We start from the raw sequence: 26,471 nt of genomic DNA on the forward strand, positions 1-26,471 counted from the left end.
TTTTCAATCTTAAAAACTATAAACAATGAAAGAGTTCTTATTTATTTACCGCAGGGATGTAAACAATATTCCAAAAGGCTCGCCCGAAGAAATGCAGGCCGAAACAAAAAAATGGATAGACTGGATTGGCGGCATCGCTGCTCAAAACAAACTGGTGGACAGAGGTAACCGTTTGCAACATGACGGCAAGGTGCTGAAAAGTACGACCATGATTACTGATGGCCCTTATGCAGAAACCAAAGAATCGGTAGGTGGTTATTCCATCGTAAAGGCAGACACTATTGAGGAAGCCTGCGAAATGGCCAAAGGTTGCCCGGGTCTTGCCAATGGTGGCAGCGTAGAGGTAAGGGAAATCAATCCGATGTAATTTTAAGCATTACCGTCATCTCGACCGCAGTATTTTTTGAAGCGGCAGCACCGTCATCTCCACTAAGTAATTTTATTCCATTTCATTCCATAAAATTACTTAGTGGAGAGATCTCCAGGACGTGGAGCTAACTCGGCCTTTGGGATATCTCTCCACTCCATAAAAATCACTTGCTGTCGCTGTATGATTTTTATTCCGGTCGAGATGACGGTATTGTTTTGCTTCTTAGTCTAAAGAACGAACTTTGGAGCTCAATGCTAAGTGAAAAGATGTTTCGACCTTGCTTTTTATGAACGAAGAAAAATTAATCCCGCATTTGTTCCGCACGGAGTACCGCAAAATTGTAACGGTGCTTTGTAATACTTTCGGTATGCAGCACATCGAAACGGCGGAAGACATTGCAAGCGATACTTTTCTGCAGGCATCGGAAACATGGGGCATAAAAGGCTTGCCGGAAAACCCCGCGGCATGGCTATATACCGTTGCAAAAAACAAGGCAAAGAATTACCTGAAACGTGATAAAATCTTATCGGAAAAAATCATTCCGCAAATAAAATACAATACTTCCCAGACGGATGAACCCGAAATTGACTGGAGCGATGAAAATATTCATGACAGCCAGTTGAAAATGATGTTCGCCGTCTGCCACCCTTCCATAGCAAGGGAAGCACAGGTAGCGCTGGCTTTGCGCATCCTTTGCGGTTTCGGTATCGACGAAATTGCATCTGCATTTCTTACCAATAAAGAAACCATCAATAAAAGACTGTTCAGGGCAAAAGAAAAACTGCGTTCGGAAAATATATCGGCAGAGTTGCCATTGCCTAATGAAATCAACAATAGGCTTGATGCGGTATCAAGCACTTTATACCTGCTGTACAACGAGGGTTATTATACTTCGCAAAACGAGCACATCTTAAGAAGGGAACTTTGCAGTGAAGCCATGCGCCTTACTTTTTTATTAACAGAAAATGAACGCACCAATCTTCCGCAGGTGAATGCTTTGCTTGCATTAATGAGTTTTCATGCCTCCCGCTTCGATGCCAGGATAAATGAAAAAGGCGAATTGATTTTATACGATGATCAGGATGAAACACTCTGGGATAAAGAGCTGATAAAACAAGGGGAATATTTCCTGCGACAGGCATCACAGGGAAACAGGTTAACGCGTTACCATCTTGAAGCAGCTATTGCCCACTGGCATACCTGCAAAGAGGACACCAAAGAAAAATGGGAGAGCATTCTGCAATTGTACAATGAACTGTTGATACTGGAATATTCACCCATTGTTGCACTGAACAGAACCTATGCTTTATCTAAAGCCAACAGCATTGAAGAAGCTATAACAGAGGCAGAAAAACTGAATCTTTCACAAAATCATTTGTATCATGCGCTGCTTGGTGAATTATATAAACACACCAATAAAGACAAAGCTGCATTGCATTTCGAATCGGCCTTGCAACTTGCCAAAACAGCGGAAGATAAACAGCTTATTCAAAGGAAGATAGCGGCGTTGGGTTGTTGATAAAACTATACCGTCACCCAAACACTTCCTCTTCCTTCCTGTCCTCTCTGGGCGGATAAATAAAATCAACAGGATATTTGCGTACATATTTCCAGACCAGTCGCGCTACTGTGGAAAGGCTGCTGAAAGGAACATTACGCGAACGCATAGCGACATAAAAAGCCAGACCGAAGCTCACCAGAAAGTTGAAGAATCCGATACCTATAATACCAAGTGTGGTCAATATCCATTGATTGCGGCTGAGTGCATTGTTGATGCTTTCCACGCCAAAACCATAATAGGCCGTGGAAATGGTAACATGCCTTGTATCGAAAGGAATGCCGAAGAACTTACCTATCAACGTAGAATACCCCAACATAAAACCCAAAGCAATATAACCGACCACGCCACCAAGGCTGTGCACAAAAAAGTTTGCAATCTTATCGAGGTTTGCAGCGCTGAATGTCCTACGCAAACCATCGTGTTGCTTAAGCCGTTCTTTAAGATGTGTATAGATGGCTTTATTATCCATATAGCCGGATATAATACCACTTATGAATAAACAAACGCCTGTCAGTGCACCATAATACAAGGCAAGGCTTGTCACCGGATTTTGGTCGTTGATGGCATGGTTCACTTCCTCGCCCACCATCAACGGCATGTCCATAATGCTGCGCCAGGCAAAGGATATGAGGTAAGACATAGGAAACACTACAATCAGGTTGCCTGCAAAACAAACAAACTGCGTACGCCACACTTTTGCAAAAGAAATGGCAAACCCTTTCAGCGATACCCCACCCTTACGGCCGTCCAGCGAACCTGCAAGCGCAGCAGCCGTCATCGCGGGTTGCTTGGTGGCAAGCGTTGCTCCTGCCAGGTAAATGATGATGAATGCAATGGCATAGTTGAGGCTATAAAGGAAATATTGCCAGAAGTCTGCGATATGGTTCTTTTGCAACAATACCTTGATGAATGCAGCAAAAGAAATAATGACACCACAACCTGCGGCAGAAAAAAATAAAGCTTTGTATTCCGCCCTGGAAGTGGTTATCAGATGTTCGCCCGAAGCGCTCTTATGTTCGGTAATCTGATAAGCAAGCATGCCCGAATTTTTCTTGTACAAATCGGCAATGCTGTTTTGCTTATTGAGGCTTTCAACAACGGTCTTGAAAAAAGATACCGAATTGATAAGCGCATGTTGCGGCAATGCTTCCGGCGCCAGAAAACGGATAATTATGAAAATCCTTTTCAACAATTGGCTGCAACGCAGTAATATATAGGATTGACCAAGACTGGTACCGTTCTTGTCCGTACCGGCCCTGATATTGGCAATCACTTTTTCACATTCGTTCAAAATCTTTATCGCATCCTCTGCGCTCGATTGCACAAAGGCTGTTTGCTGATTTTTGGATTGAAGCAAATGGACAAGTGTCTGCACCTTTTTATTCTGTTCCAAAAAAGGATTGATGTCTTGTTTGAGCAACTTCAACGGATTAGAAATTTCGGATTCGAGCCCGAGGTAAGAAACTCTGAAAGAAAGTTCCGTCAAGGTGTTGGTAAGCGAATGAACCAGGCCGGTATCTTCTTTTATTAAACTACCTGCGGCAATCTTAAAAAATTCAATCCACAAATTATCCGGAATGCTCCTGACCCATATATAATCTTTCTTTTTGGAGAATGCACGTTCCAGTAAATGACTTAAACTGCGCTTATCTACCACCGGCGGCAAAATGCTGTGCCGTATCTGCCGGAAAAGTTCTGAGAAAAAAGTGCCACTTTCAAAAATACCGATACTTGTAAAAATGCTCTGGCTATCGTGCGTACGAAACAGTTCTGCAAACATTTTCTGAAATTGCTCCTCCAGTTGCTTATCATGAGCGAGCTGTTCCAGTAACTGCTGCATAAGGATTTCAGAAGAAATATTTTTCTTTGGCCTTAGTGCTGCAATTAATTCCACAAAGAGCATGTTATACAAATTCTTATCTGCATTCGTCTTAATCATTTCCATTATCTGGAAAAGATTCTTCCCTTTGTCTTTCTTGTTGTAAAAAACCATATTCCTGTAAAAATACTTAACCCTGCTAAAAATCATCGATTTTTAATCCGGAGCAAGCAAACAACATTCGCTATTTTTAATGAACAAATGGAAAATCAATGAACGAACAAAAATCACCGCATATACTCAATGCCTCTTCCAATCTGTTAGGATTATGTTTCGTAGTACTTACTTCCCTCAAAATAATGAAGCTTACGAATGGCACTGTTATTGATGAAATCACGGCGGGAACAACCATTTTATTTATGTCAAGTTGTATCCTGTCGTTCATGTCTATCCGGAACAGTTTCAATAAGGGAGATACGCTGGAAAAGATTGCAGATATTATTTTTCTGACGGGTTTGGGAACCCTGTTTGTTACAATTTTATTATTTTCCTTTAATGTAATTGTCTGAAAATACAGGCATAGAAAGACTCGATGCTTATTATATCCGATTATAATATTGGTTTGGAGCCATTATCGTAAATTCGCATTCCTAAACGAAGCATCCAACGAAATGCATTCCATCGGGATTTGCAAAGGAATTTAACCTATGTCCGAAAATATCGAAATATATGGCGCGCGTGTTCACAATCTTAAGAACATCGATGTCCATATTCCAAAAAATAAATTAGTAGTTATTACAGGCCTGAGCGGCAGCGGCAAATCATCGTTAGCTTTCGACACTATATATGCCGAAGGCCAACGGCGTTACATGGAAAGCTTTTCGGCCTATGCCCGCCAGTTTATGGGTGACCTTGAAAGGCCTGATGTAGATAAGATTACAGGTCTGTCTCCTGTTATTTCCATCGAACAAAAAACCACGAACCGAAATCCGCGTTCTACAGTCGGCACGGTTACAGAGGTGTACGATTTCATGCGTCTGCTATTCGCAAGAATAGGCATTGCTTACAGCTATGAAAGCGGTAAAGTGATGCAGCGCTTTTCAGAGGAAGAGATATCACATCATATCCGCGAAAACCTTGCAGGCAAAAAAATTATTTTGCTTGCGCCGGTCATCAGGGGGCGGAAGGGCCATTACCGGGAATTGTTTGAGCAACTGCGTAAACAAGGTTATGTGCGGGTTCGCATCGACGGAAAGATTGAAGAGCTTAAGGAGAAAATGCAACTGGACCGTTACAAAATCCATGATATTGAATTGGTAATCGACAGGCTTGAGGTGAACGATGCAGATTTGGTGCGCATGAATCAAAGCCTTCAAAAAGCTTTGCAGTTAGGTAAGGGCCTCCTTTTTGTACAGGACCATGAAAGTGATAAGATTCATCAGTACAGTAAACATTTGATGGATGCCGAAAGCGGCATTTCCTATGAAGACCCTTCACCCAATACATTCTCCTTTAACTCTCCGTATGGCGCCTGTCCGGCCTGTAAAGGTTTGGGAGTGGTGCACAGAATTAGCATGGAGGAAGTTTTGCCTGATAAAACCAAAACTATTGCGCAGGGCGGTATTGTGCCATTAGGTGAAAAACGCGAAGCGGGCAGCTGGCAACAGGCAGAAGCTTTTGCCAAAAAAAATAAAATCAGCCTGACAAAAGCTATAAGTGATATTCCTGAAAATCAGATGAATTTATTGCTTTACGGCAATGAAGAGGGCGTTCTGACTTACCAGCCGGATGAAGACAGCCAATATTCTTATCTGGCAGATGGCGGCGAATTTGAGGGTATATTGAACCGGATGATGCGTTGGTTTGATGATGCGACTTCCGACTATGTACGTGACTGGGCGGAGAAGTTTATGGTGCTGGATGATTGTCCGGAATGTGGTGGCGCAAGGTTGAAAAAAGAAAGCCTCTGGTTTAAGGTTGCAGACAAAAACATTGCGGAATACGCACGTCTTTCTCTGGCCGATTTGTTTGAATCGTTTAAGGATATTGAAAAGAAATTAAACAAGAAACAACAAACCATAGCAAAAGATATTTTGGTGGAAATACGGGACAGGCTTGGCTTTTTGCTGGAAGTGGGCTTGCATTACCTTTCTTTAAATCGCCCTTCCAGAACATTGAGCGGCGGCGAAAGTCAACGTATCAGGCTTGCTACACAGATTGGTTCGCAATTGGTGGGCATTACTTATATATTGGATGAACCTTCCATCGGTTTGCATCAAAGAGATAATCACCGGTTGATTAATGCCTTGAAAAACCTGCGTGATGGCGGCAATTCTGTATTGGTGGTAGAACACGATAAAGATATTATGCTGGCAGCGGATTATCTGATAGATATGGGTCCTGCAGCGGGTTTCCACGGCGGCAAGATAGTTTCAGAAGGAACGCCCAAAGAGGTTCTGGCAAGTAACAGCGTAACGGCCCGTTACTTAAATAATAAAGACCGCATTGAAATTCCAAAAGAAAGAAGAAAGGGAAATGGCAAGAAACTGACGCTGAAAGGCGCGACCGGCAATAACCTGAAAAATGTAACGGTATCTATTCCTTTAGGAACTTTTACTTGTATAACGGGGGTTTCAGGCAGTGGGAAAAGTACCTTGATTAATGAAACGTTGTACCCGATATTAAGCAATCATGCTTTCCCGGCAAGCAAGATGCAACCCATGCCTTACAAGAAAATAGAAGGACTGGAGCATGTGGACAAAGTAATTGAAATAGACCAAAGTCCTATCGGGCGTACACCCCGCAGTAATCCTGCCACTTATTGCGGTTTCTTTACCGACATCCGCCAGTTGATGGCGCAGGTGCCCGAAGCCAAAATCAGGGGTTATAATGCAGGTCGTTTTTCCTTTAATGTAAAAGGCGGAAGATGTGAGGTTTGCCAGGGTGGCGGCCAGCGTGTGATTGAAATGAATTTCCTGCCGGATGTGTATGTGAATTGTGAAAAATGCAATGGAAGGAGATACAACAGGGAAACGCTGGAAATTCGTTATAAAGGCAAATCTATTTCCGATATCCTGAATATGACGGTGGAAGAAGCAACTGAGTTCTTCATAAATATACCTTCCCTGCATCGGAAAATAAAGACATTGAATGATGTCGGCTTAGGTTATATTACTTTAGGTCAGAGTGCCGTAACCCTTAGTGGCGGCGAAGCACAACGCGTAAAGCTTGCAACGGAACTTTCCAAGAAAGATACCGGACAAACCATTTATATCCTCGATGAACCTACAACGGGGTTACATTTTGAGGATATCAAACACCTGCTTGCGGTAATTGACCGGTTGGTGGAAAGAGGCAATACGGTTCTGGTAATTGAACATAACCTGGATATGGTAAAGGTGGCGGATTATGTGATTGATATTGGTCCTGAAGGCGGTAATGGCGGCGGAACGGTTATGTGTACCGGCACACCGGAAGATATCGCTAAATGTGAAGGAAGCCACACCGGCGAATACCTGAAACTGGAATTAGCATAAAATTAATTGACAGGAGGTTTCCGAATGATTTTTATATTTATTAGATTTATCTTCAAAATCTAAAAATATGAGAATCGTAAAAATTATTGTTTGCATCTTATTCGGGGCCATGTTTGTGTTTGCCGGCACTAACAAACTGTTCAACTATATGCCGCCGCCAAAAGATATGCCGCCGGAACAAATGGAAATGTTCAGTGCTATGGTTAAATTAAGATGGCTGATACCTTTGTTGGGAGTTACTGAAACATTAGGAGGCATTTTGTTTGCCATTCCCAAGACGAGAGCATTTGGGGCTGTTTTTATTTTCCCGATTATGGTAGGCATTTTGCTGCACCATCTTGTTAACCTGCCTCCTGCGAATCTGGTTATGCCCGCCATTTTAATGCTTATCAATCTTTGGATGATTGGCGATAACTGGAATAAGTATAAACCAATGATAAACTAATTTTACTTTAAAATAGAAATGGCGCGGTTTTTAGCCGCGCCATTTCTATTTTGCTTATAGGAAGCATTATTTCTTTATTTCTTCAATCACCTTACCTATACAAGCATTTGGTACCTGAATATGTAACAATGCAGCCAGTGTTGCAGCAATATCTGTCATATAAGTTGTCTTGAATGTTTCGCCTTTAGGAATACCCCATCCGTACCAAAGTAAGGGTATGTGTGCATCGTAAGGATTCCAGCTGCCATGCGTAGTGCCGGTAACAGTACTGTTGTCGCCACTACCGTGACCACTATACCATCCAGGATTTAAGATAATCTGAATGACACCGCAACGATTAGCATAATATCCGTTAGTTACCATACTTTGCAAAGGTTCCGGAGTTACATTTCCGCCCGTATTTTCCAAGTCCAAAACAGCAGTTACACCATCCTGTACCTTAAACCAGTTCATAATATCTTCTTTAATCGTCTGCCTGTCCAACTTGGAAGTATTGATAATATTATCGTTCAGATATACCTGATAATTCATCAGTGATTTTACAATTCCGGAATTGCCGTAACGACTTTGCAAAAATTGATTCAGCTTTTCCACAGCACCTTCGAGGGGAATAGCTTTTGCCGGAATGCGATTATCATTCAAAAAAGCCGGATTATGCGCAGCACCATGATCGGCGGAAAGGAATACGGTATAAGCACCTTTACCGACTGTTTTGTCTAAATAAGCAAAAAAAGTTGCCAGTTCTTTATCCAGACGCAGATAAGTATCTTCTATTTCAATAGAGTTCGGTCCATATTGATGCCCGATATAATCAGTGCTTGAAAAGCTGACAGCAAGGAAGTCACAATTTTTATGTCTGCCCATTTGTTCTCCGTCTATGCAGGCTTGTGCCATCATACGCGTAAGGGTATTTCCCATTGGTGTAGCCCGGACAGCTCCGGCATAAGTTGCACCTGCTGTTATATGTTGAAATACAGGAGCCTGCTCGCCACGGGTTACTCCTTCATAGGCAGAATTGTCTGCAGTGCTTTCGGTATAGGTATGAATATCATACAAGGTATTCCAGTTCTGCTTTAAGAGACTGTCCGTTACCTTACGCGCATTAAATTGTTGCAGCCATTGAGGTAAGCTATTTTCGTAAAAGCTGCTTGTGATAAAACTGCCGCTTTCATCATCAAACCAATAAGCAGCATTGGCTGAATGGCCCGCCGGTAAAATAGAACCCCGATCTTTTAAGGCAATACCAATTGTTTTGGATTGAAAGTTGGTAGCCAGCCGAAGCTCATCGGTAATGGTTGTCGCCAGCATATTACGGGGACTCATCAATCCGGCTTTACCTCCGCCTACACTGATTACAGTAGTATCTTCAGCGCAATACCATTCTTTTCCTGTACGGTTATCTATCCATTCATTAGCTACAATACCGTGAAAAGCAGGAACAGACCCCGTATAAATACAAGTATGTCCCGGACCGGTAAAGGTGGGAAGATAAGGTATCATTGTGTTCTGACAGTTAAATCCCTCGTTCATCATGCGCTTAAAACCATCATTACCGTACTTGTCATAAAAACGGTAGAGATAATCCCATCGCATCTGGTCAATCACAATACCTACGACCAGCTTGGGCCTTGCGGGAGTTGAGGGTTGAGCCTTTGCCTGATTTATAAATAAGATGCAGCAGCATAACGACAATAATTGTTTCAAATTCATCAGAAGAAAATTGAGTTTAATGGAAATCTGTCTGCAAAGGAAAATAATTAATGTTACGTTTCTGTTGCCAATTTCAATTATCGATACATATTTATGAATTTCAAATTAACGAAGCCACATTGGCAGTTTAATTTTTTGTAACTTCGAGACAGTTTAAATGAGCAAATTATGTTATACGGACAAGTGAGTATCGACTCTGAAATTATGAACGGAACGCCTGTATTTGCCGGAACCAGGGTTCCTATTCAAAATCTTTTTGATTATATAGAAGGAGGAGAAGACTTGAACGAATTTTTAGATGACTTTCCATCTGTATCAAAAGAAACGGCGGTGGCTATTTTAGAAATGGCAAAACAAACATTGACAACTGAAAAAGTTTTAAATGAAAATTTTACTTGACGAAAGTTTACCAAGAAAACTTAAAAATGATTTTGGTACTGAACACGAAATATGGACCGTAAAAGATAAAGGTTGGTCAGGTCAAAAGAATGGCACGCTTTTAAAACTTATGATAGACAACGGATTTGAAATATTTGTTACCGTTGACCGCAATTTACCTTATCAGCAGTTCCTTCATCGATTACCAATAACAATATTTGTACTTTGTGCCAAAGACAACCGACGCGAAACGTTGGCCAAGCTCGTGCCAAAATTATATGAACATCTGACTTCCGGTAAACTGCAAAATGTAATTGAGATTTCGTAAAGTCATCACAACATTTAAATCGCAAGGTAAATTCATCTTTTTGTCTATTTTCAGACTAAAATCACGTATTGTAAATTAATCAACTAAGACAACCCGCCAATTTGGGAAGATAGCTGCTAAAGATTACCTTTGTCCATCATTGGTATATCAATTTAATGACGCATGAAAACTACTCAGGATAAATCTGCTGCAAACGGGAAACTATCTTTCGACGAATTCAAAGTTGAAGTATTAAAAGATTACGAATTAGCTGTAACAAGCCGTGAAGCCAGTTTGATAGGACGTAAAGAGGTTTTGACGGGAAAAGCTAAGTTTGGCATCTTTGGTGACGGTAAGGAATTAGGACAAATTGCTTTGGCTAAAAACTTTAAGCCTGGCGATTTTCGTTCGGGTTATTACCGCGACCAGACTTTGATGTTTGCAACAGGAATGAGTAATGTAGAGCAATTTTTCTCTCAGTTGTATGCCAATCCTGATACAAAAGAAGAACCTGCTTCTGCCGGCCGTATGATGAATGGCCACTATGGTACACGTACATTAGATGAAAACGGCGATTGGAAAGATTTGATGGCACAGCCCAATTCTACTTCCGATATTTCTCCTACTGCGGGCCAGATGGTTCGTGCATTGGGCGTGGCTTATGCTTCCAAAATGTATCGTAAATCAGAAAGCCTTAAAACAGGTTTTGAAAAATTTTCCAATAACGGCAATGAAGTAAGTTTCTGTACCATTGGTGATGCTTCTACAAGTGAAGGTCATTTTTGGGAAACCTTAAATGCTGCGGGTGTTCTGCAGGTTCCATTGGCGGTTTGTGTCTGGGATGATGGTTACGGTATCTCCGTTCCGCGTACTTATCAGACTACCAAAGGTTCTATTTCAGAGTCTGTTTCCGGACTTCAATATGATGAAAAGTTAGGTAGTGGTGTTGAAATTTACAGGGTTAAAGGTTGGGATTATGCAGCCTTGGTAGAAACTTTTCAAAAAGGTATTGCCCGTGTACGCGAACACCATATCCCTGCTTTATTCCACATACAGGAAGTAACACAACCGCAAGGCCACAGTACTTCCGGCTCTCATGAAAGATATAAAAGCAAAGAGCGTCTGGAATGGGAAAAAGAAATGGATTGCGTGAAGAAATTACGTGAATTCATCCTTGAAAATGCCATTGCCAATGAAGACGAACTGGCTGCTATTGAAGAGCAATCAAAAGATAAAGCACGTGCTGCAAAACAAAGTGCCTGGGATAAATTCTTAGCGCCGATTAAGCAACAAATTCAACAGATTTCGAACTTAGGACAACAAGTTGTATTTGAAGGTGGTCCGAACGCACAGGTTATAGCAAGCTGGATTCAGGAGTTAGCTGCCATTAAAGAACCGATTCGTAAGGATGTGCTACGTACTGCTCAAAGAATATTGAAAGCAAACCCCGGCAATAGCCAGGCGATTCGTAACCTCAGCAATTATTACGACTTGCTAAAAGCGGAAGCGGCAGATAAATTCAATTCGCATTTGCATTCTCAGTCATCGCAAGCAGTAAGCAATATTAATGTTGTTCCTGCTCAGTATTCCGATGCAAGCTCATCATTGAATGGTTTCGAAATTCTTAATAAATTCTTTGACAATACATTTGCTACAAACCCTGCTGTATTTGCTTTTGGAGAAGATGTTGGTAAAATCGGCGATGTAAATCAGGGCTTCGCAGGCCTGCAGGAGAAATACGGAGATGTGCGCATTACAGATACCGGTATCCGAGAAGCAACTATTGTAGGACAAGGTCTGGGTATGGCTTTGAGAGGTTTACGCCCGATAACGGAGATTCAATATTTAGATTACTTACTATACGGTTTACAGACTTTAAGCGATGATGTTGCAACTTTGCAATACCGCACCAAAGGCGGACAAAAATGTCCGTTGATTATCCGTACCCGCGGACACAGACTGGAAGGCATCTGGCATAGCGGTTCGCCAATGGGTATGATAATCAATGCACTCAGGGGCATTCATATTTGTGTGCCACGCGGCATGGTACAAGCAGCAGGTATGTACAATACTTTATTGCAAAGCGATGAACCTGCTATCGTAATTGAATGCCTGAACGGTTACCGCCTGAAAGAAAAGATGCCGGATAACTTATTCAACTTCACCATTCCATTTGGTATTCCTGAAATATTGCAGGAAGGTGAAGATGTTACTATTGTTTCTTACGGTTCTACATTGCGTGTGATACAGGAAGCTATGGACTTATATCTGACGCCGCAAGGTATCAGTTGTGAGTTAATAGATGTTCAGACTTTACTGCCTTTCGATACTACGCATCAGATTGTTGAATCGTTAAAGAAAACCAACCGCATCATTTTCATTGACGAAGATGTACCTGGAGGCGCTTCTGCATTTATGTTCCAGCAGGTAATGGAATTGCAGGGCGGTTATAAATATTTAGATGTTGCACCACGCACAATTGCTGCCAAAGCCCATCGTCCTGCTTATGCTACTGATGGTGATTATTTCTCCAAGCCAAATGCAGAAGATATTGCTGCGGTAATTGAAGAAATGATGGCGGAGTAATATTTGGTCTGATAATAATTAAAAAGAGAGTCAACTTTTAAAAAGTTGACTCTCTTTTTAATTTCCTAAATGCGTCATTTTAACTCCGTAGCTTATAAGAATAACTATAGTTGTAATGATATAGCCATATTTTACGTAAGCAGCGCCGTTTTTCAACCTAAACGTAATATGAATTGAGACTATTAACAAAGTACAGAGCACTAAAAGTAATGCAGGATATAAATGAAAACTCTCCTTGAAATTACCTTTAAGCAGGGCTATGAAAGACCTTTGTATGCCACATCCCGGGCAATCGAAACTGGTTACATGCTTAAAAGGACATGTCAGCATGTGATGTTCCAGCCAGTTAATTATTGCCATAAATCTAAAGTTCAGGCATTAAAATTTAATGAAAGCTTTTCCACGGCATCGTTGAAATCATCGTTCCCATCATAATAAAATAAATAATCATAATAAGAACGCCAACAGCAGCAAGGCTTAAGCCGATAATGGCACAAACTCTACCGGCATTCAGATTTTTATATGAGCCTTCCGTATATAAATCCGGGTTATTCAGATAAGTTCGTTTTGCTGAAGAAGCGAGCACTAATGCAATAATACTGCAGGTTAATCCCGGCACTACATAACAGAAACAACCAACTAAAGAAATGATGCCCAGAACTAAAACAGCAGTAGCATTAGGCAATTCCTGCCTTGGCGTGTTAAATATCTGGCCTGATGGTTGTGTAGAGTTTTCCATGAATATTTACTTTTAAAAATTGTGCTTAAAACTATGTGAAAATTTCGAATCGGTAGCAGGAATCAAACAAAATATTTCTGAAGGATAACTTTGTCAGGCGTAATTTTGTGTTTCATATAAGCTGTACTTTTGTAATTCCATACTCTTTATAATGCAACAATACCTCCGACTGCTCCAACATATATTAGACACCGGCAACGAAAAAAGCGACCGTACCGGAACGGGAACTATCAGCGTTTTCGGGTATCAGATGCGTTTTGATTTACAAAAAGGATTCCCTTTGGTAACCACTAAAAAGTTACATTTAAAATCGATTATCCATGAATTGCTTTGGTTTTTAAAGGGAGAAACAAACATCGCTTACCTGAAAGAACACAATGTAAAAATATGGGACGAATGGGCGGATGAAAATGGTGATTTAGGTCCGGTATATGGAAAACAATGGCGTAGTTGGGAAGGTGCGGACGGACAGGTTTATGACCAGATTAAAGATGTATTGCATCAAATAAAAACAAACCCCGACAGCCGCCGTATGATTGTCAATGCATGGAATGTGGCAGATTTACCAAAGATGGCTTTAAGTCCCTGTCATGCATTGTTTCAATTTTATGTTGCTGACGGAAAATTAAGTTGCCAATTGTATCAACGGAGCGCAGATGTTTTTCTCGGTGTGCCTTTCAATATTGCTTCCTATGCTTTGCTGACTATGATGATGGCACAGGTTTGCGGATTGCAATACGGTGATTTCATTCATACTTTTGGTGATGTGCATTTGTACAGCAACCATATTGAACAGGCAAAATTGCAGTTGACACGTGAACCATTTGCATTGCCAACCATGAAATTAAATCCTGCAATAAAAGATTTATTTGATTTTACGATTGATGATTTTACATTGGAAAATTATGAATCTCACCCGCATATTAAGGCTCCAGTAGCTGTTTAGAGGTTGTCTTTAGAAAAAATATTCCCCGCAGACTTCGCAGATGTATGCAGATTTTTAATCTGTGAAAATCAGTGGAATCTGCGGGCTTCTTTATAGACAAATCCAATTCTACAACATTCGTATCTTTGCCACCTTAAATTATTAATTGAATTCAGATGTAATGTCCGATATTTTATCTGATGTATAATGTCTAACGTCTAATATCTAATCATGCTATCCATAGTATCTCAAATAAAAATTGCTGCAGCACAGGCCTTGAATCATTTGTTTCCAGAAGCAAATGTTACTGATGAAGTTATTACTGTAAATGAAACCAAACCTGAATTTACAGGCGATTATACGGTTGTTCTTTTTCCTTTTGTAAAATCATTGCGACAAAATCCGGCTGTTTTAGGCAAAGCTTTGGGAGACTATCTGATACAGAACAATCCGATTTTTACCGCACATTCAACCGTTGCAGGCTTTTTGAATCTGACCATTTCTGATAATTATTTTGCTTCATTTCTGAACGAAAATTATAGTGTAAAAGACTTTGGCAGAAAAGAAAGCAATGGTAAAAAAGTGATGATTGAGTATGCATCACCTAATACCAACAAACCGATTCACTTTGGACATTTAAGAAATAATTTCCTTGGCTGGTCTGTTTCCGAAATATTGAAAGCCAGCGGCTATGATGTTATCAAAGCCAATCTGGTAAACGACCGTGGCATTCACATCTGTAAATCTATGATTGCATGGATGCGATATGCCAATGACGCCACACCAGAAAGCACAGGCATTAAAGGCGACCATTTGGTGGGTGATTATTACGTGATGTTCAATGATGTGTACAAACAGGAAGTAGCTGACTTAATCGCACAAGGCAAAGAAAAAGAAGTGGCTGAAAAGGAAGCTTCTATCTTAGTGGATGCACAAGATTTATTGCGTAAGTGGGAAGCCGGCGACCCCGAGGTTTACCGCTTATGGCAAACCATGAACAATTGGGTATATGCAGGCTTTGACGTTACGTATAATAAGCTGGGCGTTGATTTCGACCAGATGTATTACGAAAGCAACACTTATTTGTTAGGTAAGGAAATTGTACAGGAAGGCCTTGAAAAAGGTATTTTGTTCAAGAAAGAAAACGGTTCTGTATGGATTGATTTGACGGCTGATGGTTTAGACGAAAAACTATTGTTACGTGCTGACGGTACATCCGTTTATATGACACAAGACCTTGGCACCGCCCGTTTGAAATACAACGATTATAAAATGGACACCAGCGCTTATGTTATTGCAGATGAGCAAAACTATCACATGCAGGTGCTGAAGCTTATTCTTCAAAAACTGGGCGAGCCTTGTGCTGAGGGCATTTATCATCTTTCTTACGGAATGGTGGAATTGCCATCAGGAAGAATGAAGAGTCGTGAAGGAACAGTGGTGGATGCCGATGATATGATTGCAGAGATGGTACGTCTGGCAAAAGAACAGACTGAAGAAGCAGGTAAAACAGAAGGCTTTACAGAAGCAGAATTGGAACATTTGTATAATATGGTTGGCCTGGGCGCACTGAAGTTTTATTTACTTCGTGTAGAACCTAAAAAGAAGATGATTTTTGACCCTAAAGAATCTATCGATTTACATGGTTTTACAGCCACCTTTATTCAATATGCACATGCGCGTATCTGTTCTATCTTAAGCAAAAATGACATTGCTTATGGCCCTGTTTCAATTGGCAAAGACCCGTTGTTGCAACTGGAAAAAGACCTGTTGTTACAGATAGAACAATACCCTGCAATATTGGAGCAGGCCGCGAAAGAATATAATCCGGCATCTTTATGTAATTATGCCTTTCGCATTGCTCAGACATTCAATTCATTTTACGCGCAACACAGCATTGCCAATGCCGAAAGTGAAGAGAAGAAACAATTGCGTTTGATGTTAGCAACCATGACGGCAAACACTTTGCAAAATGTAATGGCTTTGTTGGGCATTGAAGTACCGAACAAAATGTAATATTCATTTAATTATAATGATTTAAATAGCCAAAGCCACGTGTTTTGGCTATTTTTTTTGTGTCAAATTATAAAAATCATTTTTTTCCATAATGAATGTTCATTAAATTCGCATAGCATCTTTTCTATTCCATTCATTTAGGTTTGAATGAATGGAGTAGATTTATTGACTTTAAAGAACCTGAAAAATTGCAAAAAATCGTTACAGTAAATTTATTAATGTTATGACTACACAGCAGCCGATTCAAAATGCAGACAATCAAATTACACCTGAAATGTGGAATGAGTTAAGCTTTGCAGGTAAAGAATTTTGTTCCCTGAATGATTCGCAGGAATTAGTTCTGAATGCCAACAAATATGGCCCGGAAAGAATCCTTGCAGGAATTAATGCAGAGAACTTTGCAACCGTAACAACCGCTCTGGCAGAGAAGTTCAAAGAAGTGGAAGGCAAGGTTCAGGAATTGAATACCGAGTGGGAACAGACAGAAGATAAATTAAAGCTGAGCGGCAAGGTTTCCCGCTTAAAGGATTATATCCAGAGAGCAAATGCAATTGGTGATTATGTTCCGTTCTACGAAAGCCTTGAGGAGAAAGAGAAAACGGTTCAGTCTTTATATGATACACATTATGCTGAAAAATTAAAACTGGCTGAAAAGGCAGAGTCTATACAGGATTCAGAAGATTGGAAAGCAACTACCGATGCTTACAGGGAACTGGTTGAAGAATGGAAGCATGCTAACCCGGCTGACAAAGGACGTAGCGATAAACTTTGGGAGCGTATTGAAAAGGCACGCAATCATTTTTACGAACGCAAACGTCAACACCAGGAAGGTGTGGAACAAGATATGATGCAAAATCTTGACCTTAAACTTGAAATCTGCGAAACGGCTGAAAAGCATGCTCAATCAGATGATTGGCGCAAATCATCTGATGTGATGAAAGAATTGATGGACCAATGGAAAACAATTGGCCGCGTTGCATCTCATGATAAAAACGAAGAATTATGGAATCGTTTCATTAATGCACGCAATGCATTCTTTGACAGAAAGAAACTACATTTTGAACATATACAAGGCGAGCAGGAAGCGAATTATAATCTGAAACTTGCTTTGGTTGAAAAAGCTGAAACACTTAGTGACAGCATCGATTGGAAAGAAACTACACTGACGTTAGGTACTATTATGGACGAATGGAAAGCCGTTGGTAAGGTGCCTTATGAAAAAGCTGATGAGTTGTGGAACCGTTTGCAGGTTGCAAGAGATAAATTCTTCTCTGCAAAAAGACAGAGCGCCGAAACTTTCAAAGTTAATCTGGAAGATAACTACGCTCAAAAGCAAGCTTTGCTCAATCGTGCGGAAGAATTGAAAAACTCCAATAACTGGAGAGAAGCAACTGAAGAGATGAATGAGCTAATGACTGAATGGAAAAAAATAGGTCATATCCCACGTGAATATGGAGATGTAGTTTGGGAGAAATTTATTTCTGCCCGCCATCATTTTTTCAAACGTAAGGATGAGGACAGGGATAAACGTAAAGCACGTTTCCAAAATCAATTGGATGTAAGATTGACACAAACAGAGCAATTCTTAGGTAAAATAAAGGAAGAATTGGAAGATGAAGAAGCTAAATTGGCTGAATTCACAGAATCGCTTAAAAACACTACAGGCGAAGGCCACAAGGAAGATGAATTACGTAAGCATCTTGAAAATCTGATTCAGCAGATTGAAAAGAAATTGCCGGCACGCAGAGAAAAAGTGGAAGAAGTAAGTAAGCAACTGGAAGAATTACAGCAAAAAAGAGGGGAAGCAAAGGAAGAGAAAACGATATCTTAATTGAATGATTTATAAATTAAAACTCGCTACAATGAAATATTGTAGCGAGTTTTTTGTTGTTTAGGTATAAAGATTTGACAACTTTTAAAAAGTTGCCAAATCTAAATTCAGATTACTCCGGTCTATCAAAACTGAATTGCATTAATAAATGTGATTATGATGGTGTCGTTTAATTAAGAAATTGCTTTTCATACTGTTTTCTTTTAGCTAACCGTTATAGGTTTTTAAAACCTATAAGGTTTACACCAGCACTTAAAACGATATTGAAACAATAAGGATTACTTTTTCCGTTCCGCCAAAAAACGCTCAAACTCCGCCAATCCCATAGAACTTAAATTACGTTCCTTAGTCAAACCGCCTTTTTGCGAAGCCAAAACACCATATTTCACCAAATCAATTCCGTCCATTGAATGTGCATCAGGATCAATAGATACCATTGCTCCTTGTTCCATTGCGTAGGATAGCCAGGACCAATCCAAATCCAGCCGACGGGGATGCGCATTTATTTCAATAACAACATTATGTGCCACACAAGCATCTATCAGCAATTTATAATCAACCGGATAACCTTCCCTCGACAATAATAATCTTCCCGTTGGATGACCTAAAATTGTGGTATATTGATTTTGAATGGCGGTGAGTAAGCGTTGCATAGCCTTCTCTTCTGTCATTTTAAGATTACTATGGACAGAAGCAACCACTAAATCAAAGGTTGCTAAAACTTCAGGTTCATAATCCAGAGAGCCGTCGCCTAAAATATCGGACTCAATACTTTTGAAGATTTTGAAAGGCGCCATCTTTTGATTCAGCTTCTCAATTTCTTCATGTTGCGCCATCACTTTTTCAACCTGCAAACCTCCTGCATAAGATGCCGTCTTGCTATGGTCGCTTATAACCAGATATTCGTAACCCTTATCACGCGTGGCATTCGCCATCTGTTCCAAAGTATGAATACCATCGCTATAAGTGCTGTGGTTATGAATAATGCCTTTTATATCGCCGGGTTGAATAAGCATTGGCAACTCCTGTGTTGCAGCTTTCTCGAGAATCGAAGTTGTTTCCCTTAAATAAGGCGGAATGTATTGCAACTTGTTTTGAGTAAAGATTTCAGCTTCGTCTCTAATTATTTCCGGTACTTTGAATTTATTATCAAAAGCTTCCAGGAATGCCGGTGATGCGCTTGAGTAAAATTGATGCAACAGAAATTCTTCTGCATTACATAATTGAAATAAAACTAAAGGTGCATTTGGAATATGAACGGAAAGTTGTGTAGCTTCTTCTGTAAATGAAACCTCCGGAATACGCCCAAGCTGAGCTTTTAATTGCTCTATTGATAAATCAGTGATGAAATCAATGGAAGACATAGTTGGCATTTGCCGCCTGTAATCACCTGTATAATCAGTTTGATTATCGGGATAAACAGTTCTTAGTTTCTTCCAGATTTGAGTTGCAAAAGTTTCGGCTTCCGACCAGAGACAAAAACCCTGATTGCTGCGAATGAATGCAATACTTTTTAAAATGCTTTCCTGCGTTTTTGCACCAAAACCTTTTAATGCTACCAAACGGTTTTCATTACAGGCATATTCCAGTTCACCGATAGATTCCGCACCTAACTCTTTCCAAAGCAAAGCAATTTTCTTTGGCCCTATCCCTTTAATACTCAACATTTCAACAACGCCGGGTGGTGTCTTTTCCAGATATTCCTGCAGAACAGCAAGACCGCCCGTCTCTAATATTTCCTGAATTTTCTGGACAACAGCTGCACCAATATTTGGAATAGTACTCATTTGTTCAGGCGTCATCAACGCCACCTGGTCTGCAATCTTTTCCAAACGAAAAGCAGCAATACTATATGTTTTAACCTTAAAACTATTCTCGCCATGAATTTCCATCAATTTGGCTAAAAGGTCGAAGATATCCGCGATAATCTGGTTGCTCATAGGGCAAAGCTAAAAAGAAACAATATGAAATTCGGGATTTATCCTACTTAAAAATGCATTTATTAGCGACCTCAGCCAGGCTGACAAATAACAATTGTACTGCAATAAAGCTTTGAAAATTCTTTCCTGATTCAATAAATTTATCGGGTCACATATTTCCTGCACCTTTTCTACTGCTTTTGCCGTAACTTTGCCGCTTGCTTTTTTCAAAAGGCCTATAGAATAGATAGCTCAGAAAATGTCCCTACCAGATTTAATTAAACACGTTTATCATAACGCCACAGACGAAGTCATCAGACGAGGAAAGAGAATCTTTCATACTTCCGGCGTACAGATGTTAGAAAATGATACACTTATCGAACAGGTTTCCTTTCGTGTTCGTAATGATGTATATAGCAATTATTATAAAGTAACAGTTCAGAATTACTTAGACCCTAAAAAGCTGAACCTGCGTTGCCAATGTCCTTACAATATGGGAACGGTATGCAGACATGAAGCGGCGGCTTTGTTTCAGTTGAACGATTTATTGCAAAGCGGTTACTTTGACAATGTAAATTTAGCGTATGACCAAAAACATACGACTATACGCATGCGTCAAATCACAACGCATTTCATTAAACTGTTTTCTTCCGCAGGTATTTTTGAACGCGCAGAAGCCATTATTGAAAATAAGGGTATCAAAATTCTTGAAGCAAAGAACGACGCCGTTAAAGCTGAAGTGAAAGATGCGGAAGGCAAGAAATTTGAACTTTATATTAAACAAAACGAAGAACGTTATTTTGATACATCCTGTGATTGTGATGAGAAAAAATATCCGTTATGCGTCCACAAAGCAGCAGTGTTTTTGGATGTTTTAAATAAACATGGCGGGCATTATTTCAGCACATTACGCAACTGGGATACGCAAAAAGAAAAGTTATTGAACCTGTATGGTTACAGCTTGAAAGACGATTTGACCAACAAGTTCGACTTTTCTTATCATGATGGAAAACCATTCCTGCGTGTCCTGGATACTTCCATCAAGAAAATCGCAATGGCCGCACCACAGCCAGTTTCAACCTACAAAAGAGAAGAAAAGGTTTTTGCAGTTGCAGATACGCCTACTTCCAAACGCAGGATGGGCGTACTGATGGAAGCAAGCCAGAGCCAATATTTTCCTTTTACAAATTTTGATTTATTAAGCGGAGAGCCTGATGAAAATGGCGAAGGCTATACCGGCACTGTTGAGAAAATTGAAGCGACTGCTTATATCAATCCCGCAGGTTTGCAAGACCGCGATAAATTGTTAGTAACAGCATTGAGGAAACAAAGTCCTGATGAGTTGTTTAAATTTATAAAACGCGATACGCCATTCGGTGAGTTCTGGGATTCTTTGCCAAAAGAATTGATGGAAGTGCCGAATGATGAATTACGTAAGCAAGTCTGGGATTTCTATTTACCACGCTACCAACGTTTATGTGAACATTTTTCCAGTTATCCTTTTGTATATTATTTACCCGAAGGAAAATACTTTGTTACAGGTAATCTTGTAAAAGCACATTTCTCCCAAAAGCTTTTCCAGACACAGATTCATGTTGCACCTTCGGCAGAAGACAATGGTGATGTGATGCTGGAAGTTCGTTTTGCATTAGGCGAAGATGTCTTTCATTATAACGATGTAACAGTTGTAAACAGCGCCCTTATCCGTATCGATAATAATTATCATACAGCAGAAAACCTGGATGTTGTTGCCGTAATGGAGCAATTCAATAAAGACGGTATCGTCAGAATTGCAGCAGAAGATTGGGCTGATTATCTCAAAAATGAATTATTGCCATTGTCCGGAAATACAGCTATCATTTTTGATGAAGCATTGAAAGAAACGGCAACAGAAGTAGATCCTGAACTGAAATTATACCTCCGTGAAACTGACAAGATGATGGTATTCAAACCCATCTTTGATTACGACGGCGTAGAAAAACAATGGCTTGATTATACACCTGCAGTGACGGCTGTCAATGGGAAAGTTGTAGTGCACGAACGCAACGAGGCTACAGAACAAACTTTCCTCACCATGCTGCGGCATTTGCACCCATTAATGCAGGAAAGCAGAAAATCGCATTCCTTTTTATTGCCTTCAAATGAAGCCCTGAAAGGAAACTGGTATTTCAGTTTTATGGATACTTTAGCGGAGGCCAATGTGAAAATATTGGGTTATGAAACGTTGAAGCAATTACGTATCAATCCTAATAAACCAAAAATGCAATTGCAGATAAGCAGCGGCATTGATTGGTTTGATGCCGATTTGGAATTGAGCTTTGGTGACGAAGGCGTAAGCATTGCCGATGTAAAAAAGGCATTAGGTAAAAAACAAAATTTCGTAAACCTGAAAGATGGCAGTATTGGTTTATTGTCTGAAGACTGGATGGAGAAATATGCTTTAATGATAAAATTGGGAACCACCACAGCTCCTAATAAAATACGTTTAAAGAAATTCCATTTCTCTGCTATCGAAGGCTTGAGCGAAGAAATCAGTGACTTGCAGGTATTGTCTGAATTGGCAGAGAAACGTGAAAAATTATTGGATTTCGATTTTGAAAATGTCACGACTCCAATTGGTTATCCTGACAACGTTCATGCAGAGCTAAGGCCATACCAACAGGCTGGTTTCCAGTGGATGTCATTCCTGAGTGAGATTGGCTGGGGCGGTATTCTGGCAGATGACATGGGTCTTGGTAAAACCTTGCAGACCTTGACCTTCCTGCAGCATTATCAAAACCAGAACCCGCAGGCAAAATTCCTTGTTGCATGTCCTACAACATTGATTTATAACTGGGAAAACGAGATAAAGAAATTCACACCGGATATTACCTACCAGATTCATCATGGCCCGCAACGCCGCAATAAGATGGAAGATTTTGGCGATACGCGCTTAATCATTACTACTTATGGCACTTTACGCAGTGATATTAAAATGTTGTCGCAGGTACAGTTTGATTATGTAGTACTCGATGAATCGCAAGCTATAAAAAATCCGACATCGCAAGTGGCGAAAGCTTCTTTGTTGCTGCAAAGCAAAAACAGGCTTGCATTGAGCGGTACGCCGGTTCAGAATAATACGTTCGACTTATATGCACAAATGAACTTCCTGAATCCCGGTATGCTGGGTTCCATGGAATTTTTCAGAAATGAATTTGCGACGCCGATTGATAAAATGCAGGAAGATGATGCAAAGAAACATTTGCGTAAACTGATACATCCTTTCTTATTACGTCGTACCAAAGAGCAAGTGGCGCCTGATTTGCCTGAAAAATCCGAAATGGTTTTATTCTGCGAAATGGGTACGAAACAACGTAAGATTTACGATGCTTACCGCAATAGCTTCCGCAGTAAAATATTGGGTGAAATTGATGAAAAAGGTATGGAGCGTTCGCAACTAAGCATCCTGACAGGATTGATGAAACTACGCCAGATTTGCGATTCTCCTGCTATCCTTAATGAAGATGAAAAATATGAAAATCATTCCGTTAAGATTGAAGAACTGGTGCGTGAACTAACAGAAAATACCGGCAACCACAAAGCTTTGGTGTTCTCTCAATTCTTAGGCATGCTTGGTTTGATTAAAGATGAATTAGAAAAGCAGAGCATTCCTTATGTTTACTTTGATGGCAGCACATCTTCCACAGAAAGAGAAAAGGCTATTCAGGCCTTTCAGCATGAAGAAGATTGCCGTGTATTTCTTATTTCATTGAAAGCAGGTGGTGTAGGTCTTAACTTAACAGCGGCAGATTATGTTTATATCGTTGATCCTTGGTGGAACCCGGCAGTAGAGCAGCAAGCCATTGACCGTACGCACCGTATCGGACAGACGAAAAACATTTTTGCATACCGCCTGATTTGTAAAGACACCATCGAAGAAAAAATCATGTTGCTGCAGGAACGTAAACTCACCCTTGTAAAAGAACTGATTGCAGATGACGGCAATGCCTTCATGAAACAACTGACACGAGACGATTTATCTTACTTATTGAGTTAAATTTTAAAGGCAATCCAAACGGGTTGCCTTAATTTTAAGATTTGTTTTTTATAAATAAAACTTGCTATTACCGCAAATCGGGGGATAAAAGACTCTCTGAATCTTACTAATTTAGCCTTTAAAAGAAATCGTAATTTCAATTTCTTTAATAGATAAACTATAAAGTAATTCAGATGGGCTGCCTTAATTTTATAATTCGTTTTTAAATACTTTTCATTTATAATACTCCTAATTGTATGTCGGGACAAGAAATGAATTTGAATATCAGATATGATGCAGGTAAAAATGTTTGGGATAAAATGCCGGATATCTATCAGCAACTTGAAGGTTGGTTAGGATTTGGAGAAGGAGGTTCGATGGGAGAAGTTAATATACCATATTGGTTTAGTTTTAATGAAAATGAAAAACACATCTTAGCTTCTGTAGAACCAGGCGGACTTCATTTCTCCGGATTTATGAATGACGAAGAATGGTTGATATGGTCAAAAAAGATTAAAGAAATTGCAACAAATATCTTAGGCTTTAAAGTTGGTGAAATAGAGTTGGGAGAGGTAGAAGGATAAAAACATCAAGAAAAAAATAAAAAATCAAATGCAACCCATTGGCATATTCGATTCAGGTTATGGCGGGCTAACCGTTTTCCGTTCTATTGCAGATAAGATGCCTCAATACGATTATATCTATCTGGGAGATAATGCACGTGCGCCCTATGGCAATCGTTCTTTCGAAACCGTTTATGAATATACCCTGGAATGTGTTGAATGGTTTTTTGAGCAAGGTTGTCCGTTAGTGATTGTAGCTTGCAATACCGCATCTGCAAAAGCGCTGCGCAGCATTCAGCAAAATGATTTGCCGGATTTAAATCCTGAAAACAGAGTCTTGGGTGTAATAAGGCCCAGTGCTGAAATTATTGGTGAATATACCCAAACAAAGAAAGTAGGTATTTTGGCAACAAAAGGTACAGTCACATCCGAATCTTATCTGAAAGAAATTGCTAACTTCTATCCCGATATTCAGGTGTTTCAACATGCCTGTCCCTTATGGGTGCCCTTTGTCGAAAGCGGCGATTATAAAAGTGATGCAGTCGATAAAATTATTCAACAGGATATTGAGCAACTGTTTAAGCAAGATGCAAACATTGATACCGTATTGTTAGCCTGCACACACTACCCTTTATTGAAAGATAAAATTGAAAAATATTTACCCGGAAATGTAAAGCTTATTTCACAAGGTCCGATTGTGGCAAACAGCCTGGTAGATTATCTGCAAAGGCATTCAACGTTGGACAACCGTATTACCAAAACCGGGTTTAAAGCATTTTACACAACTGACGATGTAAAAGACTTTGAAGAGCATGCAACTACATTTTTCGGAGAAGCAGTCAAAGCACAACATGTACATTTAGAGTTATAAATTCTATGGTTAAAAATCTTATTTTATTATTTCTTGGCTTCCTGTTTTCGATACAAGCCTCTGCTCAGAATTTCGAGCTGATACAATTATATTACACGAAAGATTCGTTTAAACTCAACAACCATCAAAGACACTTATTAGATTCCGTCGTTGAAAATTTCAGCAACAGAAGAATACTGATTGACGGTCATGCTGATTACAACGGTAATGAAAACAGCAATAATCTCGTTTCGGCCAAAAGAGCGAACGCCGTTTTAAGATACTTAGTTGACAGAGGATTTCCTGAAACACAGGTTATACATTCTATCGGAGTAGGCCAGCCTGTTGAAACCATGAATAAAGAATTCAAAGAAAACTCCAAAAACAGAAGAGTGGATATTTTCATAACAAAAGGAACATTGATAAAAAGTACATTAAAATCGTTGCCGGTTCCCGATGTTCATACCATAGTTAAAATAGAGCCTGTCAAAAAAGTAACCGAAATCGATTATAAGAAACTAAAAGTAGGAGATATTATTACCCTCAAAAATATAAGTTTCGTTCCCGGCACAGATACTGTCTTACCTGCCTCGTTTGACGAGCTGAACAATCTATATGATATATTGAGCCAGCATCCTACATTGAAAATAAAACTGGAAGGACACGTTTGCTGCAGTCTTTACCCTGATGGTTTTTTTGAAGATACCCCGAATTGGATCTTATCCGTAAAGCGCGCCTTAATGGTAAAAACATTACTTACAATAAAAGGCATCAATCCCGAAAGACTTTCCTACGTTGGCTTTGGGCATACCAAACCCATTTTTCAGCAGGAGATACAACCCGACCAGGCACAGGCCAACAGAAGGGTAGAAATAAGGATAATGGAAAAGTAGTATTTTCC

Annotated in this window: 20 protein-coding genes; 15 read left to right on the forward strand and 5 right to left on the reverse strand. The window is 39.9% G+C overall.

The window, feature by feature from the left end:
• Nucleotides 1–25: 25 nt before the first annotated feature.
• Both F0919_RS13585 and F0919_RS13590 read left to right on the forward strand, forming a co-directional pair.
• On the forward strand, nt 26–367 hold the full coding sequence (locus tag F0919_RS13585; protein ID WP_150033312.1) for a YciI family protein: 342 nt from the start codon (nt 26–28) through the stop codon (nt 365–367).
• 289 nt (nt 368–656) lie between these two features.
• A complete protein-coding gene (locus F0919_RS13590) occupies nt 657–1,889 on the forward strand; it encodes an RNA polymerase sigma factor (RefSeq protein ID WP_150033313.1) in 1,233 nt (410 codons plus the stop codon).
• Between the two features lie 13 nt (nt 1,890–1,902).
• Here F0919_RS13590 and F0919_RS13595 read toward each other — a convergent pair whose 3' ends face one another.
• The gene (locus tag F0919_RS13595; RefSeq protein WP_216629426.1) at nt 1,903–3,924 is read right to left on the reverse strand and encodes a formate/nitrite transporter family protein; all 2,022 of its coding nucleotides are present in this window, start codon (nt 3,922–3,924) and stop codon (nt 1,903–1,905) included.
• A gap of 98 nt (nt 3,925–4,022) precedes the next feature.
• Here F0919_RS13595 and F0919_RS13600 point away from each other — a divergent pair, with 98 nt between their 5' ends.
• The 3 genes from F0919_RS13600 (at nt 4,023) to F0919_RS13610 (ending at nt 7,731) form a co-directional block, all read left to right on the forward strand.
• Complete coding sequence (locus F0919_RS13600; RefSeq protein ID WP_150033315.1) at nt 4,023–4,319, forward strand: hypothetical protein; 297 nt, start codon at nt 4,023–4,025, stop codon at nt 4,317–4,319.
• Nucleotides 4,320–4,457: 138 nt separating this feature from the next.
• Nucleotides 4,458–7,286 (forward strand): excinuclease ABC subunit UvrA, encoded by a 2,829-nt coding sequence (gene uvrA, locus F0919_RS13605; RefSeq protein WP_150033316.1) that lies wholly within the window; start codon nt 4,458–4,460, stop codon nt 7,284–7,286.
• Nucleotides 7,287–7,353: 67 nt separating this feature from the next.
• Complete coding sequence (locus F0919_RS13610) at nt 7,354–7,731, forward strand: DoxX family protein (RefSeq protein WP_150033317.1); 378 nt, start codon at nt 7,354–7,356, stop codon at nt 7,729–7,731.
• A gap of 66 nt (nt 7,732–7,797) precedes the next feature.
• On the opposite strand, the gene pafA is transcribed toward F0919_RS13610, so the two are convergent.
• On the reverse strand, nt 7,798–9,441 hold the full coding sequence (gene pafA / locus F0919_RS13615; protein ID WP_150033318.1) for an alkaline phosphatase PafA: 1,644 nt from the start codon (nt 9,439–9,441) through the stop codon (nt 7,798–7,800).
• 168 nt (nt 9,442–9,609) lie between these two features.
• Between pafA and F0919_RS13620 the strand changes: the two genes are divergently transcribed.
• The 3 genes from F0919_RS13620 to F0919_RS13630 all read left to right on the forward strand — a co-directional run bounded on the left by F0919_RS13620 (nt 9,610) and on the right by F0919_RS13630 (nt 12,712).
• Nucleotides 9,610–9,840, forward strand: a complete 231-nt coding sequence (locus F0919_RS13620) for a DUF433 domain-containing protein (RefSeq protein ID WP_150033319.1) — start codon at nt 9,610–9,612, stop codon at nt 9,838–9,840.
• The gene (locus F0919_RS13625) at nt 9,824–10,147 is read left to right on the forward strand and encodes a DUF5615 family PIN-like protein (RefSeq protein WP_150033320.1); all 324 of its coding nucleotides are present in this window, start codon (nt 9,824–9,826) and stop codon (nt 10,145–10,147) included. Before F0919_RS13620 ends, F0919_RS13625 begins: the two co-directional genes overlap by 17 nt.
• A 162-nt stretch (nt 10,148–10,309) precedes the next feature.
• A complete protein-coding gene (locus tag F0919_RS13630) occupies nt 10,310–12,712 on the forward strand; it encodes an alpha-ketoacid dehydrogenase subunit alpha/beta (protein WP_150033321.1) in 2,403 nt (800 codons plus the stop codon).
• Nucleotides 12,713–12,769: 57 nt separating this feature from the next.
• On the opposite strand, the gene F0919_RS13635 is transcribed toward F0919_RS13630, so the two are convergent.
• Both F0919_RS13635 and F0919_RS13640 read right to left on the reverse strand, forming a co-directional pair.
• Entirely contained in the window at nt 12,770–13,072 is a 303-nt protein-coding gene (locus tag F0919_RS13635) for a DUF2752 domain-containing protein (protein WP_150033322.1), read from the reverse strand.
• Nucleotides 13,073–13,097: 25 nt separating this feature from the next.
• Complete coding sequence (locus F0919_RS13640; protein WP_150033323.1) at nt 13,098–13,451, reverse strand: CCC motif membrane protein; 354 nt, start codon at nt 13,449–13,451, stop codon at nt 13,098–13,100.
• Nucleotides 13,452–13,602: 151 nt separating this feature from the next.
• On the opposite strand from F0919_RS13640, the gene F0919_RS13645 reads away from it, so the two are divergent.
• From F0919_RS13645 to F0919_RS13655, 3 genes are all read left to right on the forward strand, one after another.
• The gene (locus F0919_RS13645; protein ID WP_150033324.1) at nt 13,603–14,397 is read left to right on the forward strand and encodes a thymidylate synthase; all 795 of its coding nucleotides are present in this window, start codon (nt 13,603–13,605) and stop codon (nt 14,395–14,397) included.
• Between the two features lie 210 nt (nt 14,398–14,607).
• Nucleotides 14,608–16,392 carry an arginine--tRNA ligase gene (argS, locus tag F0919_RS13650; protein WP_150033325.1) on the forward strand — a complete coding sequence of 595 codons (1,785 nt, stop codon included), beginning with the start codon at nt 14,608–14,610 and terminating at the stop codon, nt 16,390–16,392.
• Nucleotides 16,393–16,615: 223 nt separating this feature from the next.
• Nucleotides 16,616–18,223 carry a DUF349 domain-containing protein gene (locus F0919_RS13655; protein WP_150033326.1) on the forward strand — a complete coding sequence of 536 codons (1,608 nt, stop codon included), beginning with the start codon at nt 16,616–16,618 and terminating at the stop codon, nt 18,221–18,223.
• Between the two features lie 278 nt (nt 18,224–18,501).
• Here F0919_RS13655 and F0919_RS13660 read toward each other — a convergent pair whose 3' ends face one another.
• Nucleotides 18,502–20,163, reverse strand: coding sequence for a helix-hairpin-helix domain-containing protein (locus tag F0919_RS13660; RefSeq protein ID WP_150033327.1), 1,662 nt, complete (start codon nt 20,161–20,163; stop codon nt 18,502–18,504).
• Between the two features lie 238 nt (nt 20,164–20,401).
• Between F0919_RS13660 and F0919_RS13665 the strand changes: the two genes are divergently transcribed.
• The 4 genes from F0919_RS13665 to F0919_RS13680 all read left to right on the forward strand — a co-directional run bounded on the left by F0919_RS13665 (nt 20,402) and on the right by F0919_RS13680 (nt 26,463).
• A complete protein-coding gene (locus tag F0919_RS13665; protein ID WP_150033328.1) occupies nt 20,402–24,178 on the forward strand; it encodes a DEAD/DEAH box helicase in 3,777 nt (1,258 codons plus the stop codon).
• A gap of 236 nt (nt 24,179–24,414) precedes the next feature.
• Nucleotides 24,415–24,741, forward strand: a complete 327-nt coding sequence (locus F0919_RS13670) for a hypothetical protein (RefSeq protein WP_150033329.1) — start codon at nt 24,415–24,417, stop codon at nt 24,739–24,741.
• A 28-nt stretch (nt 24,742–24,769) separates the two neighbouring features.
• Nucleotides 24,770–25,591 (forward strand): glutamate racemase, encoded by an 822-nt coding sequence (murI, locus tag F0919_RS13675; RefSeq protein WP_150033330.1) that lies wholly within the window; start codon nt 24,770–24,772, stop codon nt 25,589–25,591.
• Between the two features lie 5 nt (nt 25,592–25,596).
• Complete coding sequence (locus F0919_RS13680) at nt 25,597–26,463, forward strand: OmpA family protein (protein ID WP_150033331.1); 867 nt, start codon at nt 25,597–25,599, stop codon at nt 26,461–26,463.
• Nucleotides 26,464–26,471: the final 8 nt, after the last annotated feature.

Source organism: Taibaiella lutea (genome assembly GCF_008629695.1).
GTDB lineage: Bacteria > Bacteroidota > Bacteroidia > Chitinophagales > Chitinophagaceae > Taibaiella > Taibaiella lutea.

Excerpts from the sequence above, each read along its gene's own strand:
- F0919_RS13585 (WP_150033312.1), top strand. The coding sequence starts at position 26 with ATGAAAGAGTTCTTATTTATTTACCGCAGGGATGTAAACAATATTCCA.
- F0919_RS13590 (WP_150033313.1), top strand. The coding sequence starts at position 657 with ATGAACGAAGAAAAATTAATCCCGCATTTGTTCCGCACGGAGTACCGC.
- F0919_RS13595 (WP_216629426.1), bottom strand. The coding sequence starts at position 3,924 with ATGGTTTTTTACAACAAGAAAGACAAAGGGAAGAATCTTTTCCAGATA.
- F0919_RS13600 (WP_150033315.1), top strand. The coding sequence starts at position 4,023 with ATGAACGAACAAAAATCACCGCATATACTCAATGCCTCTTCCAATCTG.
- uvrA (WP_150033316.1), top strand. The coding sequence starts at position 4,458 with ATGTCCGAAAATATCGAAATATATGGCGCGCGTGTTCACAATCTTAAG.
- F0919_RS13610 (WP_150033317.1), top strand. The coding sequence starts at position 7,354 with ATGAGAATCGTAAAAATTATTGTTTGCATCTTATTCGGGGCCATGTTT.
- pafA (WP_150033318.1), bottom strand. The coding sequence starts at position 9,441 with ATGAATTTGAAACAATTATTGTCGTTATGCTGCTGCATCTTATTTATA.
- F0919_RS13620 (WP_150033319.1), top strand. The coding sequence starts at position 9,610 with ATGTTATACGGACAAGTGAGTATCGACTCTGAAATTATGAACGGAACG.
- F0919_RS13625 (WP_150033320.1), top strand. The coding sequence starts at position 9,824 with ATGAAAATTTTACTTGACGAAAGTTTACCAAGAAAACTTAAAAATGAT.
- F0919_RS13630 (WP_150033321.1), top strand. The coding sequence starts at position 10,310 with ATGAAAACTACTCAGGATAAATCTGCTGCAAACGGGAAACTATCTTTC.
- F0919_RS13635 (WP_150033322.1), bottom strand. The coding sequence starts at position 13,072 with ATGGCAATAATTAACTGGCTGGAACATCACATGCTGACATGTCCTTTT.
- F0919_RS13640 (WP_150033323.1), bottom strand. The coding sequence starts at position 13,451 with ATGGAAAACTCTACACAACCATCAGGCCAGATATTTAACACGCCAAGG.
- F0919_RS13645 (WP_150033324.1), top strand. The coding sequence starts at position 13,603 with ATGCAACAATACCTCCGACTGCTCCAACATATATTAGACACCGGCAAC.
- argS (WP_150033325.1), top strand. The coding sequence starts at position 14,608 with ATGCTATCCATAGTATCTCAAATAAAAATTGCTGCAGCACAGGCCTTG.
- F0919_RS13655 (WP_150033326.1), top strand. The coding sequence starts at position 16,616 with ATGACTACACAGCAGCCGATTCAAAATGCAGACAATCAAATTACACCT.
- F0919_RS13660 (WP_150033327.1), bottom strand. The coding sequence starts at position 20,163 with ATGAGCAACCAGATTATCGCGGATATCTTCGACCTTTTAGCCAAATTG.
- F0919_RS13665 (WP_150033328.1), top strand. The coding sequence starts at position 20,402 with ATGTCCCTACCAGATTTAATTAAACACGTTTATCATAACGCCACAGAC.
- F0919_RS13670 (WP_150033329.1), top strand. The coding sequence starts at position 24,415 with ATGTCGGGACAAGAAATGAATTTGAATATCAGATATGATGCAGGTAAA.
- murI (WP_150033330.1), top strand. The coding sequence starts at position 24,770 with ATGCAACCCATTGGCATATTCGATTCAGGTTATGGCGGGCTAACCGTT.
- F0919_RS13680 (WP_150033331.1), top strand. The coding sequence starts at position 25,597 with ATGGTTAAAAATCTTATTTTATTATTTCTTGGCTTCCTGTTTTCGATA.